General features: G+C 68.9%; 11 protein-coding genes. 4 read left to right on the forward strand and 7 right to left on the reverse strand.

What is annotated here, in order from left to right:
* Window positions 1-116: 116 nt before the first annotated feature.
* Window positions 117-1,085, reverse strand: coding sequence for a hydrogen peroxide-inducible genes activator (locus tag LGR54_RS03925; protein ID WP_230360627.1), 969 nt, complete (start codon window positions 1,083-1,085; stop codon window positions 117-119).
* A 240-nt stretch (window positions 1,086-1,325) separates the two neighbouring features.
* Between LGR54_RS03925 and katG the strand changes: the two genes are divergently transcribed.
* On the forward strand, window positions 1,326-3,503 hold the full coding sequence (katG, locus tag LGR54_RS03930) for a catalase/peroxidase HPI (protein ID WP_230360628.1): 2,178 nt from the start codon (window positions 1,326-1,328) through the stop codon (window positions 3,501-3,503).
* A 371-nt stretch (window positions 3,504-3,874) separates the two neighbouring features.
* On the opposite strand, the gene LGR54_RS03935 is transcribed toward katG, so the two are convergent.
* The 3 genes from LGR54_RS03935 to LGR54_RS03945 are packed head-to-tail and all read right to left on the reverse strand — an operon-like array spanning window position 3,875 to window position 6,588.
* Complete coding sequence (locus tag LGR54_RS03935; RefSeq protein ID WP_230360629.1) at window positions 3,875-4,993, reverse strand: NADH:flavin oxidoreductase/NADH oxidase; 1,119 nt, start codon at window positions 4,991-4,993, stop codon at window positions 3,875-3,877.
* Window positions 4,994-5,016: 23 nt separating this feature from the next.
* Window positions 5,017-6,024, reverse strand: a complete 1,008-nt coding sequence (locus tag LGR54_RS03940; protein ID WP_230360630.1) for a zinc-binding dehydrogenase — start codon at window positions 6,022-6,024, stop codon at window positions 5,017-5,019.
* A gap of 57 nt (window positions 6,025-6,081) precedes the next feature.
* A complete protein-coding gene (locus tag LGR54_RS03945) occupies window positions 6,082-6,588 on the reverse strand; it encodes an SRPBCC domain-containing protein (RefSeq protein ID WP_230360631.1) in 507 nt (168 codons plus the stop codon).
* 115 nt (window positions 6,589-6,703) lie between these two features.
* Between LGR54_RS03945 and LGR54_RS03950 the strand changes: the two genes are divergently transcribed.
* The 3 genes from LGR54_RS03950 (at window position 6,704) to LGR54_RS03960 (ending at window position 9,700) form a co-directional block, all read left to right on the forward strand.
* Window positions 6,704-7,648 carry a LysR family transcriptional regulator gene (locus tag LGR54_RS03950; protein WP_230360632.1) on the forward strand — a complete coding sequence of 315 codons (945 nt, stop codon included), beginning with the start codon at window positions 6,704-6,706 and terminating at the stop codon, window positions 7,646-7,648.
* A gap of 26 nt (window positions 7,649-7,674) precedes the next feature.
* Entirely contained in the window at window positions 7,675-9,252 is a 1,578-nt protein-coding gene (locus LGR54_RS03955) for a subtype B tannase (protein ID WP_230360633.1), read from the forward strand.
* A 145-nt stretch (window positions 9,253-9,397) separates the two neighbouring features.
* Window positions 9,398-9,700 (forward strand): antibiotic biosynthesis monooxygenase, encoded by a 303-nt coding sequence (locus LGR54_RS03960; RefSeq protein WP_230360634.1) that lies wholly within the window; start codon window positions 9,398-9,400, stop codon window positions 9,698-9,700.
* A gap of 88 nt (window positions 9,701-9,788) precedes the next feature.
* Here the strand turns inward: LGR54_RS03960 and LGR54_RS03965 are convergent, their stop codons facing one another.
* The 3 genes from LGR54_RS03965 to lon all read right to left on the reverse strand — a co-directional run bounded on the left by LGR54_RS03965 (window position 9,789) and on the right by lon (window position 16,938).
* Window positions 9,789-12,032, reverse strand: coding sequence for a TonB-dependent siderophore receptor (locus LGR54_RS03965; protein WP_230360635.1), 2,244 nt, complete (start codon window positions 12,030-12,032; stop codon window positions 9,789-9,791).
* Between the two features lie 798 nt (window positions 12,033-12,830).
* Window positions 12,831-14,309: an L-serine ammonia-lyase gene (locus LGR54_RS03970; protein ID WP_255607182.1), complete on the reverse strand. Its 1,479-nt coding sequence runs from the start codon at window positions 14,307-14,309 to the stop codon at window positions 12,831-12,833.
* A 190-nt stretch (window positions 14,310-14,499) separates the two neighbouring features.
* Window positions 14,500-16,938, reverse strand: coding sequence for an endopeptidase La (gene lon, locus LGR54_RS03975; RefSeq protein WP_230360637.1), 2,439 nt, complete (start codon window positions 16,936-16,938; stop codon window positions 14,500-14,502).
* Window positions 16,939-16,945 lie beyond the last annotated feature (7 nt).

The following is a 16,945-nucleotide window of genomic DNA, read 5'->3' on the forward strand; positions in this document are numbered from 1 at the left end:
AAGGCTAGCGCGCGCTGCCGGCCATAGCAAGCCGTGAACTGCGCCCCCGGCGTCGGAGCGGCGCGGTCGCTTCCGCCGCTGCCGGTGCCGAGGGCGCTGCCGCGCGACGGCGGATGTCAGCCGGCGGAGGGCATTGTCGGGGGCGTCGTCGCGGGAGCCGTCGCCGACGGGACCGGGCGCGGTTGGCGTAGCGCGTCGGTCGCGTGGCGGACCGCCTCGGAGATCTGCAACAGCTGCTTGGCCAGCGGGCTGGTCCGGCGCCAGACCATGCCGATGGTGCGCGACGGTTCGGGCTCGCGGAAGCGGGCGATGGAAACGCCGGCCGAGCGCGTCTCCACCGGCACGGCCATTTCCGGTATCAGCGTGACGCCGATGCCGGCATCGACCATCTGCACCAGCGTGGACAGGGAGCTGGCATCGAGGAAGTCGCGCGGCGGCGCGGCGCGCATGTCCACATTGCAGAAAGACAGCGCCTGGTCGCGGAAGCAGTGCCCCTCCTCCAGCAGCAGGAGCCGCATCTCGCGTACCGCCTCGGGATCGGGTACCGGCTTGCCTTCGTCCGCGCCCGGCCGCACCAGCACGAAGCTTTCGGTGAACAGGGTGATCTCGGTCAGCGCGGGTTCGGAGACCGGCAGCGCGACGATGGCGGTGTCGAGCCGTCCCTCTTCCAGCTCCTGCAGCAGCCTCGGCGTCTGCGTCTCGCGCACGTGGATGTCGAGGCCCTTGTGCAGAAGGCTCAGTTTGCCGAGCAGCGTCGGCAGAAGATAGGGCGCCACCGTGGGGATGACGCCGATGCGCAGGCGTCCCACCAGCCGGTCGCGCGAGACGCGGGCGAGGTCGCCCAGCTCGTCGACCGAGCGCAGAATGTCGCGGACGCGCGGCGCGAACTCCTCGCCAAAGCCGGTGAGGCGGACCTGGCGGGCGCCGCGCTCGAACAGCTCGATGCCGACCTCCTCCTCCAATTCCTTGATCTGCATCGACAAAGCCGGCTGCGAGATGCCGCAGGCTTCCGCCGCGCGGCGGAAGTGCCCGTGCCGCGCCAGGGCCTCGAAATAGCGGAGCTGCTTGAAGGTGAGGTTTTTCATAAGGAAATCTTATCACAATAATCAGTAAATCGGAATTAATCTAATGAAGAGGATTTGCTAGAGCCTTGATGGGGACGATCGGGAGCCGGCCTTGTCACGACCGCCGCGTCGCGCGAGCGTCGTTTTGGCCGGCTCACGCCTGTTCACAGAACTGTCCATGACAGGGGATATCCACTCCCGTGCATGCGTCGGTTGGCCCACCGAGTAGCGCAACGCACACAGCCTTGATCGGAGAGAAACATGAGCGAAACCACTGAAGGAAGCACGGGGAAATGCCCGGTCGCTCATGGCAGCGGCGGCACCCAGAATCGCGACTGGTGGCCGAACCAGCTGCGCGTCGACCTGTTGAACCAGCACTCGTCCAAGTCCGATCCGCTGGACGCGGCCTTCGACTACCGTGAGGCGTTCCAGAAGCTCGATTACGAGGCGCTGAAGAACGACCTCCGCAAGCTGATGACGGATTCGCAGCCCTGGTGGCCGGCCGATTTCGGCCATTATGGCCCGCAGTTCATCCGCATGGCCTGGCACAGCGCCGGCACCTACCGCCTCGCCGACGGCCGTGGCGGCGGCGGTCGCGGCCAGCAGCGCTTCGCCCCGCTCAACTCCTGGCCGGACAACGTCAACATCGACAAGTCGCGCCGCCTCCTGTGGCCGATCAAGCAGAAGTACGGCCAGAAGATTTCCTGGGCCGACCTGTTCATCCTCACCGGCAATGTCGCGCTGGAGACCATGGGCTTCCGCACCTTCGGCTTCGCCGGCGGTCGCGCCGACACCTGGGAGCCGGATCAGGACGTGTTCTGGGGCACCGAGACCGGCTGGCTCACCCACCGTCCGCTCGACAAGTTCGACGCCCCGCTCGGCGCCACCGAGATGGGCCTGATCTACGTCAACCCGGAAGGCCCCGGCGCCAATGGCGACCCGCTGTCGGCGGCGGCGTTCATCCGCGAGACCTTCGCCCGCATGGCGATGAACGACGAGGAAACCGTCGCGCTGATCGGCGGCGGCCATACCTTCGGCAAGACCCATGGCGCCTCGGCCGAGTCGCATAAGGGGCCGGATCCGGAAGCCGCCGGGCTGGAGGCACAGGGCCTCGGCTGGCACAGCAATTTCGGCTCGGGCTTCGGCGCCGACGCCATCGGCTCCGGCCTCGAGGTCACCTGGACCCAGACGCCGGCGCAGTGGAGCAACCACTTCTTCGAGAACCTGTTCAAGTATGAATGGGTGCAGACGCGCAGCCCCGCCGGCGCCATCCAGTGGGAAGCCAAGGACGCGGAGTCGGTCATCCCCGACGCGCATGATCCGTCGAAGAAGCATAAGCCGACCATGCTGACGACCGACCTGTCGCTGCGCATCGACCCGGCCTATGAGAAGATCTCGCGCCGGTTCCTGGAGAACCCGCAGGCCTTCGCCGAGGCGTTCGCCCGCGCCTGGTTCAAGCTGACCCATCGCGATCTCGGCCCGCGCTCGCGCTATCTCGGCCCGGAAGTGCCGAAGGAAGTGCTGATCTGGCAGGATCCGGTGCCGCTGGCCAGCCATCCGCTGGTCGACGCCGCCGACATCGCCGCGCTCAAGGCCAAGGTGCTGGCCTCGGGTCTCACCGTCTCCGAACTGGTCGGCACTGCCTGGGCCTCGGCCTCCACCTTCCGCGGCGGCGATAAGCGCGGCGGCGCCAATGGCGCGCGCATCCGCCTCGCCCCCCAGAAGGACTGGGTGGTCAACCAGCCCGTGCAGCTCGCCAAGGTGCTGACGGTGCTGGAGGGCATCCAGTCCGAGTTCAACCTCGCGGCGACCGGCGGCAAGAAGGTGTCGCTCGCCGATCTGATCGTGCTGGCCGGCAATGCCGGCGTCGAGCAGGCGGCGAAGGCCGGTGGCCATGACGTCGCGGTGCCGTTCGCGCCGGGCCGTACCGATGCCGCGCAGGACGAGACCGACATCCATGCCTTCGAGGTGATGGAGCCGGCGGCCGACGGCTTCCGCAACTACCAGAAGCCGGGGGTGAAGGTGCCGGCCGAGGTGGCGCTGATCGACAAGGCGCAGCTGCTGACGCTGACCGCGCCGGAGATGACGGTGCTGATCGGCGGCCTGCGCGCGATCAACATCAACACCGGCGGTACCGACCACGGCGTTCTCACCAAGCGGCCGGGCGCGTTGACCAACGACGTCTTCGTCAACCTGCTGGATATGGGCACGCAGTGGAAGGCGACGGACGAAACCAAGAACGTCTATGAAGGCTACGACCGCGCCAGCGGCGAGCTCGCCTGGACCGGCAGCCGCGTCGATCTGGTGTTCGGCTCCAACTCGGTGCTGCGCGCCCTCGCCGAGGTCTATGCCAGCACGGATGCGCAGGCGAAGTTCGTGAGCGACTTCGTGGCGGCCTGGACCAAGGTGACGAACCTCGACCGCTTCGACCTCGCCTGATCCTCTCCAATACCCTGCCCGCCGCCGAATTCCCGGTGGCGGGCAGGATCGGCTCGGATCCGTTCGGCCCTCGCGGGTGGCGGCCGAGCGGTCTGGCTGCAACGATGCGGCCGACGACAAGCGCATCCATGCGGCGCGCCCTTCGAAGAGAATGGCGGTTATGCCGCTTCGAGGAGGCGTTTGCCGGCGCCGGCATGCGTGCGGGGCCAAGCCGCCAGATCGGCGGCCCACCGACTTCATGTGACATTTTGCGAGTTTGCGGCGCCGCGCCGTCACCGACGCACCGAGCGGCGACAGGCCGGCCAGCGCCAGCACGGCCGCCAGCATTGGAAGCCGGCCGGCCGTTCCGCGCATCGCTCTCGCGACCGCCCTTACTGCGCCGCTCCTTTGCCGGGGCCCCGGTAGCGCGACAGCCAATAGGCATAGGGCGCCGGCAGGGTCGCCCAGGCCGGGCGGTCCTCACCGAGCGTCAGGGCGAGCTGATAGGGGTAGTGCGGATTGGCCAGATGGGCGCGGCCGATCATCACCACGTCCATCTGCCCATCGGCGACGGCGCGCTCGGCGTCCTCGGCGCCGTCGATGCACCAGGACGAGGCGACCGGCAGCTCGGCCTCGCGGCGCACGCGGCCGGCGACCGGCACCAGGAAGCCCGGCCCCCATGGCGTCCTGCCCTCGATGGTCGAGAAGCCGATACTGACATTCAGCAGGTCGAGCCCGCCGTCGCGCATCTGCCGGGTCAGGCCGATCGCCTCCGCCAGCGTCTCCTCGTCGCGGCCGTCATATTCGATGACGCCGAAGCGCGCGGTCAGCGGCCGATTCTCCGGCCACACCGCCCGCACCGCGGCCAGCGTCTCCAGCAGGAACCGGCCGCGCCCGGCGGCATCGCCGCCATACTGGTCTGTGCGCTGGTTGGCGCCGCGCGAGAAGAAGCTCTGCGCCAGGTAGCCATGGGCGAAATGCAGCTCCAGCCACTCGAAGCCGGCGGCCAGGGCCCGGCGCGCGGCGGCGACGAAGTCGGCCTGCACCCGCGCGATGTCGTCGAGCGTCATCGCCCGCGGTACCTTGGACAGCCCGCCGCCGAAGGCGAGGGCCGAGGGCGCGAGGGTCGGCCATCCCAACGGATCGCTGTCGGGAATGTGGTCGTCGCCTTCCCAGGGGCGGTTGGCGCTGGCCTTGCGGCCGGCATGGGCGATCTGGATGCCCGGCACCGCCCCGGCGGCCTTGATGGCGCGGGCGATGCGCGCCATCCCTTCGATCTGCTCGTCGCGCCACAGGCCGGTGCAGCCCGGGGTGATCCGGCCTTCCGGCGACACGCCGGTGGCCTCGACGATCACCAGCCCGGCACCGCCGCGCGCCATGCCCGCATAATGTGCCTCGTGCCAGTCGGTCACGAAACCGTCCTCGGCGCTGTACTGGCACATGGGGGGTACCGCGATGCGGTTGCGCAGGGTGACGTCCTTCAGACGCAGCGGAGTAAATAAAGCCGACATTCCTGGTTCTTTCACCTGATCGTTCATGTGAGACGAAGGATGGGTTTGCCGCTGAAGCGGCGCTGCCTGAGCGCCTCCAGCATCTGGGGCAGGGCATCGAAATCCCCAGCCACCAGAGTTTCGGGCTGAAGCCGGCCCGCCGCCACGTCGCCCAGTATCGACACACCGGCGGCGGTCAGCCGCCGCCAGGCGTCGTCGTCGCCGAACAGGTGCAAGGCGCCGAGCGCCACCTCGTGCATCGACAATGCCGGCCCGAAGGGCGGGCAGGGCCAGCTCTCCGGCCGGCCCTGGATGCAGACCAGATGGCCATTGGCCTCGAGGGCGGGAGCCAGCCGCGTCGCATGGTCGGCGGATATGCTGTCGATAACTGCGAAGAAGCGGCCGGCCTCCGCCGTCGGCCACGCCCCGTCGTCCGCCAGCGGGCCGGGCCGGCAATCGCCGGCGCCCAGCCGGCGCAGGCGTTCCCAATGGCGCGGGTGGCACAGGGCGGTGACGGTGAAGCCGCGTGCCACCGCCAATTGCACGAGATAGTTGCCCACCGCGCCGCCGGCACCGCTGACCAGCACCCGCGCGCCCGGTCGCGCCGGCAGTTTCTCCAGCGCCAGCCAGGCGGTCAGCGCCGGGCAAGGGATGCCGGCGGCGGTGGCGAAGTCCAGCGTCTCCGGCAGGCGCAGCAGCGCCCGCGCGGGGAGCGCCGTGTAGTCGGCGAAGCTGCCGGGCTTGTGCAGGTTCTGATGATAGGCGACGCGCTGGCCCAGCCAGCCGGACGGCAGGTCGTCGCCGACGGCGATCACCGTGCCGGCGCCGTCGACCCCCGGCACATGGCCGGCGTGCCAGCTCGGCGGCGGCGCGGCGAGCAGCTTCCAGTCGACCGGGTTGAGCCCGATCGCCGCATTGCGCACCAGCGCCTCGCCGGCGCCGAGTTCCGGCATCTCGACCCTGTCGAGCGTGAGCTCGCCCGGAGCGCCGCCGCCGCGCCAGGTCCAGGCGCGATAACTGCAGTGCCCGCAGTCGTCATCCGGTGCCGTCATCGCGTGCCGCGCATCTCTTCTTCGTTCATCTGCCGCTGCCGGCTGCCACAGGCGGGCTCAGGCGCCATGGCGGGCGGCGGCGATCAGCCCGTCGAGCCAGTCCTGATGGCCGTTGATCATCGGGTTGGGCCGGGTGCGCGCCAGGTCCTGCGCCGGCTTGCCCTTCTGGCTCTCCTGCGTGAGCACGCGCAGGCGGCCCCCGGACAGTTCCTCGATCAGCCAGGCATGATGCACGTCGAGGCGGGTGTCTCCCTCGCCCGCCCAGCCATGCCAGGCGACGCGGCCCGGCTGTCCCGCCACCGGCGGCACATATTCCACCACTTCGGCCTCGACCGGGAAGCCGAAGGTCTCGAAATAGAAGCGCGTGCCGGCGGCGAGCTCCGGTCCTCCGCCATCGTGAAAGCGGATATTCGCCGAGTTGGCGTAGTAGCTCGGCCATTGCGCGGCATGGCTCAGCAACGGCCAGACGTCGCGGGCCGTCAGCCCGGCCACGATCACTTCGTTCGAGGCGAAATTGTCGGTGAAACCGGGAGTGTACGCTTCCGGCCAGAGGATGTCGTTCATGTGCCGATGCCGTTCCGAATGCCGGCGAGGCGGGGCCGGGCGCTGTTGGACAGTCCGACTGATGAGCGGTAATGAAACATAAGACAAATAGATATGCCGGATCACACGCATAAGAATGCGCGATATCAGAACGCTGGATCTCAACCTGCTGAAGGCGCTCGATGCGCTGCTCGACGAGCGGAGCGTGACGCGGGCCGCCGAGCGGCTCGGCCTGACGCAGCCGGCGGTGAGCGGCATGCTGACTCGCCTGCGCGAGAGCTTCGACGATCCGCTGTTCGTACGCACCCAGCGGGGCATCGTGCCGACCCTGCGGGCGACCGAACTGGCCGGGCCGGTCAAGCAGGTGCTCGGCGATGTTGAAACCCTGCTGCAGCCGTCGACCTTCGAGCCGTCGACCGCCGCGTTCACCCTGTCGCTGGCGGCGACGGATTATGCGTTACAGGCGGTGGTGGTGCCGTTTCTCGCCAAGTTGCGCCGGCGGGCACCGGGAGTGCGCGTGGCGGTGCGCCCGGTCGAGGACGAGCGCGTGCAGGCGCAGTTCGAGCGCGGCGATCTCGATCTCGCGCTGATGACGCCGGACACCGTGCTGCCGGATCTGCACGCCCGGCGCCTGTTCGACGAAACCTATGTCTGCGCCCTGCGCGCCGATCATCCCGCTGCCGCCGATCCCATCACCGTCGACCGCCTCTGCCAGCTCGACCACGCGCTGGTTTCGCTGACCGGAGAACGGTTCTGGGGCGTGACCGACGACGCACTGGCGAAGCTCGGGCGCCAGCGGCGGGTGGTGTTCACCGTCACCAGCTTCCTGGTGCTCGCCTCGGTGCTGCGGACCACCGATCTCATCGCCGTGGTGCCGCGGCGTCTGGTCGGCGGCGTGGACGGTATCGTCATGCGCGAGCCGCCGGTCGACATTCCCGGCTTCACCAAGGTGGCGGCGTGGCACGACCGCAGCCACCGCGACCCCGGCCATCGCTGGGCGCGAGCCCTGCTGTTCGAGACCTGCGAGTGCCTGGAGGCTGGGGACGACGAGCTTGCGGGCGACTGGCGGCCGCGCCGATAATTGCGATCGACAAAGCGGGCTTGGACATGCGCAACCGAAGAGACGTGGTGAAGCTTGGCCTCGGTACCGGCGCGGCCCTCGCTCTGGCGGGTCCGGCCGGCTCGGCCGTCGCCGTTTCGCCGGCGAGCGGGACGGCGAGCGGCGATCTGTCGTTCGACCCCGCGGCTTTCACCGTGAAAACCGCGACCATCGCCACGGAAACCGGCGACCGGCATGTCGTCTACCGATTCTGGCGTGCGATTCCCTATGTTCGGCGCCCGGTGGATGTCGCCTATCAGAGCCTCAATGTCAGCCAGCCCATCGAGATCGACGGCAAGGCCGTGGAGACGGGCGCTGCGCTGATCCTGTTCAGCAATTCGATAGGCGGCTACATGCCGTCATCGGTTGCCACTGCCCAAGGCATCGGTGGCGGTGGCATGATGGGCGGCCCGCCACCCGGCATGGCTGGCGCGCCGCCCGGACTCGTGGAGGCGCCGAGCGGCAGCAACGCCATGCTCAGCCGCGGCCGCCGGGTGAGCAATGCCGAGCAGGCGCTGGCGGCGGGTTACGTGGTGGTGGAGCCCGGCGCGCGCGGCCGGACGCTGACCGATGCCGAGGGGGTCTTCTACGGCGTCGCGCCGGCCGCCATCGTCGATCTCAAGGCGGCGGTGCGTTATGTGCGCGCCAATCGCGGTCGCCTGCCCGGCGACACCGAGCGCATCGTCTCCTCCGGCACCAGCGCCGGCGGCGCGTTGTCGGCGCTGCTCGGCGCCTCCGGCGACAGCGGGCTCTATGCGGCCGATCTCGCCGCGCTGGGGGCGGCCGAGGCCAGCGATGCCATCTTCGCCGCCGGCGCCTGGTGCCCGATCGCCGATCTCGACCACGCCGACATGGCCTATGAATGGAACTGGGGCGGCAATCCGCTGGCCTCGGGCGCGCGGGTCGACCGCGAGGCTTCGCAGGCGCTGCGCACCGCCTTCGCCGATTACCAGGCCGGCCTCGGCCTGGAAGGACGCGACGGCTTCGGGCCGCTGACGGCGGAGACCTATGGCGCCTACCTGCTCGAGGCCTATCTGCTTCCTGCCGCCGGGCACTACCTCGCCGCGCTGCCGGAGGCGGAACGGGCCGCTTATCTGGCGGCGCATCCCGGCATCGGCTGGCAGGACGGCGAGGCGCGTTTCGGTTGGGACGCTTTCCTCGCCCATGTCGGTCCGCGCAAGAAAGGGCTGCCGGCTTTCGATGCCTTCGATCTGTCCAGCGGGGAGAACAACCTGTTCGGCCTCGGCACCACCAAGGCCCGGCATTTCACCCCGTTCAGCCTGCGCCATGCCACCGGCGATGCGGCGGCCCAACTCGACGCCGACCTGCCGGCGACGCTGCGCCGGATGAACCCGATGCCGTTCATCCTGGAGGCGCATCCCGGGCGTGCCCGGCACTGGTGGATCCGCGTCGGCGCCAAGGACAGCGACACCTCGCTGAGCGTGGTCGGCAACCTCGCCGCCGCGCTGGCCGCGCGTGGCGCCGAGGTCGATGCGCGCATGTATTGGGATGCCGGCCACGGCGCCAACGAGGGTGCCGGCGACTTCATGCGGTGGATCGCGTCGCTCGCCGACCCGGGCCGCTGAGGTTCCGAAACGCCGGGGCATCGAGGTTTGCGTCTGTCCGCGTGCGTTTTCTCCGCCGGGGCCGTTGACCGCCGGCCGAAGGACGGGGAAATGAGGGTCGGTTTGTCCTGCCCGGCGCTGCCGGGCGCCAAGAGTGGAGTGGAACATGATCGTCGAAGTGGCCGAGCTCACCATTAAGCCCGGCGATGAAGCCGCGTTCGAGGCCGGCGTGGCGAAGGCAGCGCCGCTGTTCCTCCGTTCCAAGGGCTGCCACGGCCTGACGCTGCAGAAGGTGGTGGAGACCCCGGCCGTGTACCGGCTGCGCGTCAACTGGGAGACGCTGGAGAATCACATGGTGGATTTCCGCGGTTCCGAGGAGTTCCAGACGTGGCGTTCGCTGGTCGGTGGCTTCTTCGCCGCGCCGCCGGCGGTGACGCATGAGGACGAGGCCGCGCGCTACGGCGCCTGACGTGTTCGCGCCCGGTCGCCTCACGGCGGCCGGGTGATCTTCGCCCTCCCGGTAACCCGGCCGTCTCGCGAGGGCCGGCGTTTGCCGCCTACCAGTGATAGGCCAGCGTCGCCAGCACGCTGCGGCCGGCGCCGACGAAGCACTGATAGGCCGAGGCGCAGGCCGACACGTAATATTTGTCGGCAAGGTTCTGCGCGGTCAGCGAGAAGCGCCAGCCGTCGTCGGCGCCCGGCGTGCCGCCGAAATCGTAATGCAGCGCGGCGTCGAACAGCACCCGGTCGGGCACCACCATGGCGGCGGTGTTGGTCTGGTCGCCATAGGTCTCGCCGATATAGCGCGCGCCGCCACCCAGCGTCAGTCCGGCCAGCGTGCCGGTGCTCCAGGTGTAGTCGACCCAGGCCGAGGCGGCGTTGCGCGGCACGCCCACCGGCGTCTTGCCCTGCACGCCGGTGACGTTGCTCTGCGTCACCTCGGCGTCGGTATAGGCATAGGCCAGCGTCAGGTTGAGGCCGGGCAGCACCTCCGCCTTGCCGGAGAACTCGAAGCCGCGCGATTCCACCTCGCCGGTCTGGGTCTGGCAGGTGGCGCTGCTGCACAGGGTGAGCGCGGTGTTGGTGCTGGTGTGCTGGGTGTCGGTGGTCAGCACGTTCTGCTGGGTCAACTCGTAATAGGAAGCGGTGAACAGCCCGTTGAAGGTGGTCGGCTGGTACTTCACGCCGGCCTCGAACTGCCGCCCCGTGGTCGGCTCGAACGGCACGCCGCCATATCCCGTGCCCATCACCGGGTCGAAGGAGGTCGCGTAGCTCACATAGGGCGCGATGCCGTTGTCGAACTGGTAGAGCAGGCCGCCGCGATAGGTGAAGGCAGTGTCGTCGCTGGAATAGCTGACCTTGCTGCCGCTCGACAGCGTCGTCGTGGTGGTGTCGCCGGTCAGGTAGTCCTCGCGGATGCCGAGCAGCGCGTGCCAGTTGCCATAGCTGATCTGGTCCTGCGCATAGCCGCCGAGCTGGGTGCGGTCGGCCGACTGGTTAGTGGTCAGCTTGGGCGAGGCGATGTTGCTCCACACCGGCGACAGGTAGTTCACATAGACCGTGCTGCCGGTGCCGTAGGTGGCGTCGGCGTCGTAGCGCTGCAGGTCGACGCCGAACAGCATCGTGTGGTCCAGCGGGCCGGTGGCGAATTTCGCCTGCGCCTGGTTGTCGAGGGTCAGGCCCTCCAGCGATTCGATGTAGCGCGACGGCGAGAGGCCCATGCACAGATAGGCCTGCCCGCCGCAATTGGCCGCCGACGCCCAGACGCTGGACGTCGCCACCGCGGAGAGCGCCTTGAAGTCGGTGTCGAGCCACATGTAGCGGAAGTTCTGCCGCAGGGTCCAAACGTTGTCGACGTCGTGCTCGATGCGGTAGCCGAGGCTGGTCTGGGTGCGGTCGAAGCCGGAATAGGGGCTCTCATTGGGCGAGAAATTGCGCGGGATCTGCCCGTTCGGGTTGGCCTGCAAGGTGCCGAGCGCCGGCAGCCAGGTCGAGTAGTAGCTCTCCGGGTCGCGCTCATAGGTCGCCTGCAACTCGACGCGGGTGTTCTCCGTCGGCTTGAACGACACCATGGGGGCCACGAGGATGCGCTCGCCCTCCGAGCCGTTCACTTCGCTGTCGGTCAGCCGACCCAGCGCGATGAGGCGATAGAGCGCCGAGCCGTCCGGCAGCAGCTTGCCGTTGAGGTCGACGCCGAGTTCGGCCTCGCCATAGCTACCGATGCCGGCGATGATCTCGTTCCTCGCATTGGCGTCCGGCCATTTGCTGACGAGGTCGATGCTGCCGCCCGGATTGGTCTGGCCGTAGACGGTCGACATCGGCCCGCGCACGATATCGATGCTTTGCAGCAGGTAGGGATCGATGCTCGGAACGGCGTAATTGAGCCCCTTGAACAGCCGCAGGCTGTCCCAGAACTGCACGTAGTTGGCGTTGCCGCCGAAGCCGCCGAAGCCACGCATGATGATGCTGTCATAGCGGTTGCCGGGACGGGCGTCGGAAATCACCCCGGCCTCGTAGCGCAGCGCCTCCTGCACGGTCTGCGAGCCCTGCACCTCGATCTGCTTGTCGGTGACGACGGAGATGGAGATCGGCGTCGTCTCAATCGGGGCATCGGTCTTGGTGGCGGCGGTGGTGCGGCGCGCCACGTAGCCTTCCGTCTTCTGCTGGTCGCCGGTGACCTCGATGGTGTCCAGCGTCACCGAGGTGTCGCCGCTCGATTGGGCGAGAACCGGAGAGGCTAGCGGCAGCAGGGTCAGCGTCAGGGCAAGCCCCGACGCCCGACGCAGGAGACGTGCCCGCATTCAGAAATGTCCTTCAATTTACGAAACGTAAGATAAAACTTACGTCTAATAAGATTCAAAAGCGCAACGGTTCATGATTTCGTGAAATGACGAGTAATATTTGTTTTCCGTTAGTGTCAATGAATGCTGAAAAACTTGGAATTTTTACAATTTCATGTGCTGTAAGTCAGAACCTTTCGCTATGTGTCGGGCGATTCAAATTTATTCGGCTGCGAAATAGCTTGGGCGGCCGAGGTCGAGAGCCGATCGGTGTCGGTCGCATCCAATCCAGCAGGGGGCGTTTGCACCCGCTGGATGCCGCCGCGTCGATGGTGGCGAATCGGACGAGCGAGCCGGGACGCCCGGCCGCCCCCCAGATGCTGTTGACGACGGGCACGCCGGGGGCGACCGATCGGCTCCGCGACCTGCCGGGTGGTAGCCTTTCTTCGGCAATGGCGTGATCCGCGCCTCGACGCCGTCGCGCCGGCCAATAGATCCACGCCGCGTCGGACCGATGCACGGCCGGCCAGCGCAGACGCCCTGCTCCCAGGCGATGTGGATGAGGATCGGCATCGAGGGCGGCAATCACCTCGTGGCGACCCGTACCGTGCGCCGCCACGGTGGCGACCTCCGCTTCCGGGAGGCGAGCATGCGAGGGGGCCGCCCGGCCGGTGATGATCGCCTGTCCTGCGCGACAAATTGGACAAGGCGCCTGGTGTTTCTCGACGGAGCGCGGGTGATCGCCACGCGCATGCAGACGCCGCCGGGGTCTCTCGCCGGCGTGGCGCTATCGACAGCCCGGTGGCCGGCCGCGGCCGGTCAGCACTCCACGACGTTGACGGCGAGGCCGCCCAGGCTGGTTTCCTTGTATTTCTCGTTCATGTCGAGGCCGGTCTGCCGCATGGTGGCAATGGCGGCGTCGAGCGGCACGAAATGCGAGCCGTCGCCCTTCAGCGCCAGCGAGGCGGCGGTGACCGCCTTCACCGCGCCGAGCGCGTTGCGCTCGATGCAGGGGATTTGCACCAGCCCACCGATGGGATCGCAGGTCATGCCGAGATGGTGCTCGAGGGCGATCTCGGCGGCGTTCTCCACCTGCTCCGGCGTGCCGCCCATCACCGCGCACAGCCCGGCGGCAGCCATGGCGGCGGCGGAGCCGACCTCGCCCTGACAGCCGACCTCGGCGCCGGAAATCGAGGCGTTGGTCTTGATGATCGAGCCGATGGCGGCGGCAGTGAGCAGGAAGTCGCGGACGTGCCCGCGCGTGCTCTCGACATGGAAATGCAGCCAGTAGCGCAGCACGGCGGGGATCACCCCGGCGGCGCCGTTGGTCGGCGCGGTGACGACCCGCCCGCCGCCGGCATTCTCCTCGTTGACCGCCATGGCGTAGACCGAGAGCCAGTCATTGGCCATCAGCGGATTGGCATGGTTGCGCCGCGCCTCCTCCTCCATCCGCTCGCGCAATCCGGCGGCGCGGCGGCGGACCTTGAGGCCGCCGGGCATGATGCCGCCCTGCGACAGTCCGCGGTCGATACAGTCACTCATCGCCGACCAGATGGCGTCGAGCCGTTCGTCGAGCGTGTGGCGGGCCAGCGTGACTTCCTCGTTGCGGCGCTGCATCGCGGCGATGGACAGCCCGTCCGCCTTGGCCATGGCGAGCAGCTGCGCGGCACTGCGGAACGGGTAGGGCACGGCCGGGCCGTCGGTGGCGGGCGCGCCGGCCTTGGTCTCGGCGAGCTCCGAGTCGGACAGCACGAAGCCGCCGCCGATGGAGTAATAGGTGCGGGTCAGCAGCCTGCGCCCGTCTTCGGCAAAGCCATGGAAGCGCATGCCGTTGGCGTGGCCGGGCAGCGGGGTCTTCTTGTCGAGCACCAGATCGGTGGCGGGATCGAAGCGATAGGCGCGCCCGCCCGGCACGACATGCCTGGTCTGTGCCACCCGCGCGACGATGGCGCCGATGTCGTCCGGGGCGACGGAGGCCGGCGCATGGCCGTCGAGGCCGAGGATGATGGCGCGGTCCGAGCCGTGGCCGATGCCGGTATGGGCGAGCGAACCATGCAGGCTCGCCGCGAGGGCGGCCACCCGTCCGCCGGGCGCGGCGATCTCGCGCGCGGCGATGTCGTCGAGGAAGCGGGCGGCGGCCACCATCGGCCCGACCGTGTGCGAGCTCGACGGGCCGATGCCGATCTTGAAGATGTCGCAGACCGAGATCACCGCCGACGCTCCTGATTGCGCACTCCGGGACGGAGAGATTCGCCGCCGTCCCGCTGCCAGATTAGCGGCAAGCGGCGCCGCGGCCATCGGCAAATGCGGCGTGCGGCTTGAAAGCGCGCGACAGGCCACCGGAGGGGTGCCGGCGTCCGCTATGAACGTCGCTCCCGCCGGCCGCGCCGTGCCCTTTGCGGTCGACACTCCGCCATTGCCAAGTCCGGCTCCGACAAAGCCGAAGCCGGAAACATCCGGCTTCGGCGGAGAGGGTGGCGGCCTGCTCTCAGGCCGCCACCTCGGCGGCGGGGGCGGATGCCACCGGAGCCGGTGCCTCGGCCGGCTCCAGCGCGTTGGCGATGGCGTCGTCGACCCGCTCCAGCCAGACGAACTCCAGCCGGTCGCGCACGTCCTGAGGAATATCCTCATAGTCGCGGCGGTTGCGGGCCGGCAGCATCACGCGGGTGAGCCCGGCACGCGCGGCGGCCACCACCTTCTCCTTGATGCCGCCCACCGGCAGGACGAGGCCGCGCAACGAAATCTCGCCGGTCATCGCGGTGTCCTTGCGCACCGTCCGGCCGGACAGCAGCGAGACCAAAGCGGTGAACATGGCGACGCCGGCGCTCGGTCCGTCCTTCGGGGTCGCCCCCGCCGGCACGTGGACATGCACGTCGTTGGAGGCGAGCACCGCCGGATCGATGCCGAACTCGGCAGCGCGGCTCTTGACGAGGCTCATCGCCGCCTGGGCGCTCTCCTTCATCACGTCGCCGAGCTGGCCGGTGAGGATCAGCCCGCCACGGCCGGGGATCCTGGTCGCCTCGATGAACAGGATGTCGCCGCCCACTGGCGTCCAGGCGAGGCCGGTGGCCACGCCGGGCACCGAGACGCGCAGCGCCACCTCATCCTCGAAGATCGCCGGCCCCAGCAGCTCGGTGAGATCAGTCGCACCGATATGCGCCTTGGTCACGTGGCCCTCGGCGATGCCGACGGCGACGCGGCGGACGGCGCGACCGACCTCGCGCTCGAGATTGCGCACCCCGGCCTCCCGCGTATAGGCGCGGATCATGCCGGCGAGCGCGTCGTCGTCGATCTCGACCTGATCAGGGCTCACCCCGTTCGCTTCCAGCTGGCGGCGGACGAGATAGCGCCGGGCGATCTGCAGCTTCTCCTGGTCGGTGTAGCCGGACAGGGTGATGATCTCCATGCGGTCGCGCAGCGGCCCGGGGATAGTGTCGAGCATGTTGGCGGTGGCGATGAACACCACGCGCGACAGGTCGAACGGCAGCCCGAGATAATTGTCGCGGAACGTGCCGTTCTGCTCGGGGTCGAGCACTTCCAGCATGGCGGCCGAGGGGTCGCCCTGGATGCCCGAGCCCATCTTGTCGATCTCGTCCAGCATCATCACGCAGTCGCGGGTGCCCGCCTTGCGGATGCCCTGGATGATGTTGCCGGGCAGCGCGCCGACATAGGTGCGCCGGTGGCCGCGGATCTCCGCCTCGTCATGCACGCCGCCGAGCGAGACGCGGATGAACTTGCGGCCCATGGCGCGGGCGATCGACTGGCCGAGCGAGGTCTTGCCGACGCCGGGCGGGCCGGCGAAGCACAGGATCGGCGCCTTGCCGTTCGGCGCCAGCTTGCGCACGGCGAGATATTCGACGATGCGGCGCTTGATCTTGTCGAGGCCGAAATGGTCCTCGTCGAGGATCTTGCGCGCCTCGGCGATGTCGATCGTCTTCTCCTCCGGCAGCTTCCATGGCAGCGCGATCAGCCAGTCGAGATAGGTGCGCACCATACCGTATTCGGGGCCGGCGTCGGACATGCGGCGCAGCCGGCCCAGCTCCTTGCGGGCCATCTGGTCGACATCCTCCGGCATGCCGGCCTCGGTGATCGCCTTTTCGAGATCGGCGATCTCCTGCTGGTTGCCGTTGTCCTCGCCCAGCTGCTTCTGGATCGCCGCCATCTGCTCGCGCAGCAGCACCTCGCGCTGGCGCTCGTCCAGCGACGCCTTGGTCTGGCGGCCGATCTCCTGCGACAGGCGCAGCACCTCGATGCGCTGGGCGAGCAGCCGCACCACCCGGTCGACGCGGGTGGCGACGTCGCTGGTCTCCAAGAGCTCCTGCTTCTCGTCGGGGCCGATGTCGAGATAGGCGGCGATCATGTCGGCCAGAGGGCCGGGCTCGCTGGCGCCGCGCACGGCCGCGACCAGCTCGGTCGGGGTCTGCGGCAGCAGCTCCAGCGCTTCGATGGCCTGACCCTGCAGGTGGACGAAACGCGCCTCCATCTGCGCGCTGTGATCGGCCGCGTCCTCGATCCGCTGCACATGCGCGGTGATGAACGGCTTCTCGCGCACGAAGCGGTCGATGCGGAAGCGCTGCTCGCCCTGCACGACGACATGGTGCGTGCCGTCCGGCGCGGTGACGAAGCGCAGGATGTTGGCGATGACGCCGGTGCGGTGCAGGTCGTGCGGGCCGGGCTCCTCCAGCGCGGGATCGCGCTGCATGACGATGCCGACCGGCCGGCCCTCGCGCACCGCCTGCTGGGCGGCGGCGACCGAGGCCGGACGGGTCACGGCGAGCGGCAGCACCACGCCGGGAAACAGCACGAAGCCGCGCACCGGCAAGAGGATCATAGGCTGGTCGCCGGCTTCGGTGCCGGCAGCGCCGTTGGAGCCGCCGGCGTCGGCGGCATGGACGGGTCGTGCATTCAGGAAAGCGGGATGGGTCATGAACAAG

The sequence above is a fragment of the Ancylobacter sp. Lp-2 genome (assembly GCF_020523795.1).
Taxonomy (GTDB): domain Bacteria; phylum Pseudomonadota; class Alphaproteobacteria; order Rhizobiales; family Xanthobacteraceae; genus Ancylobacter.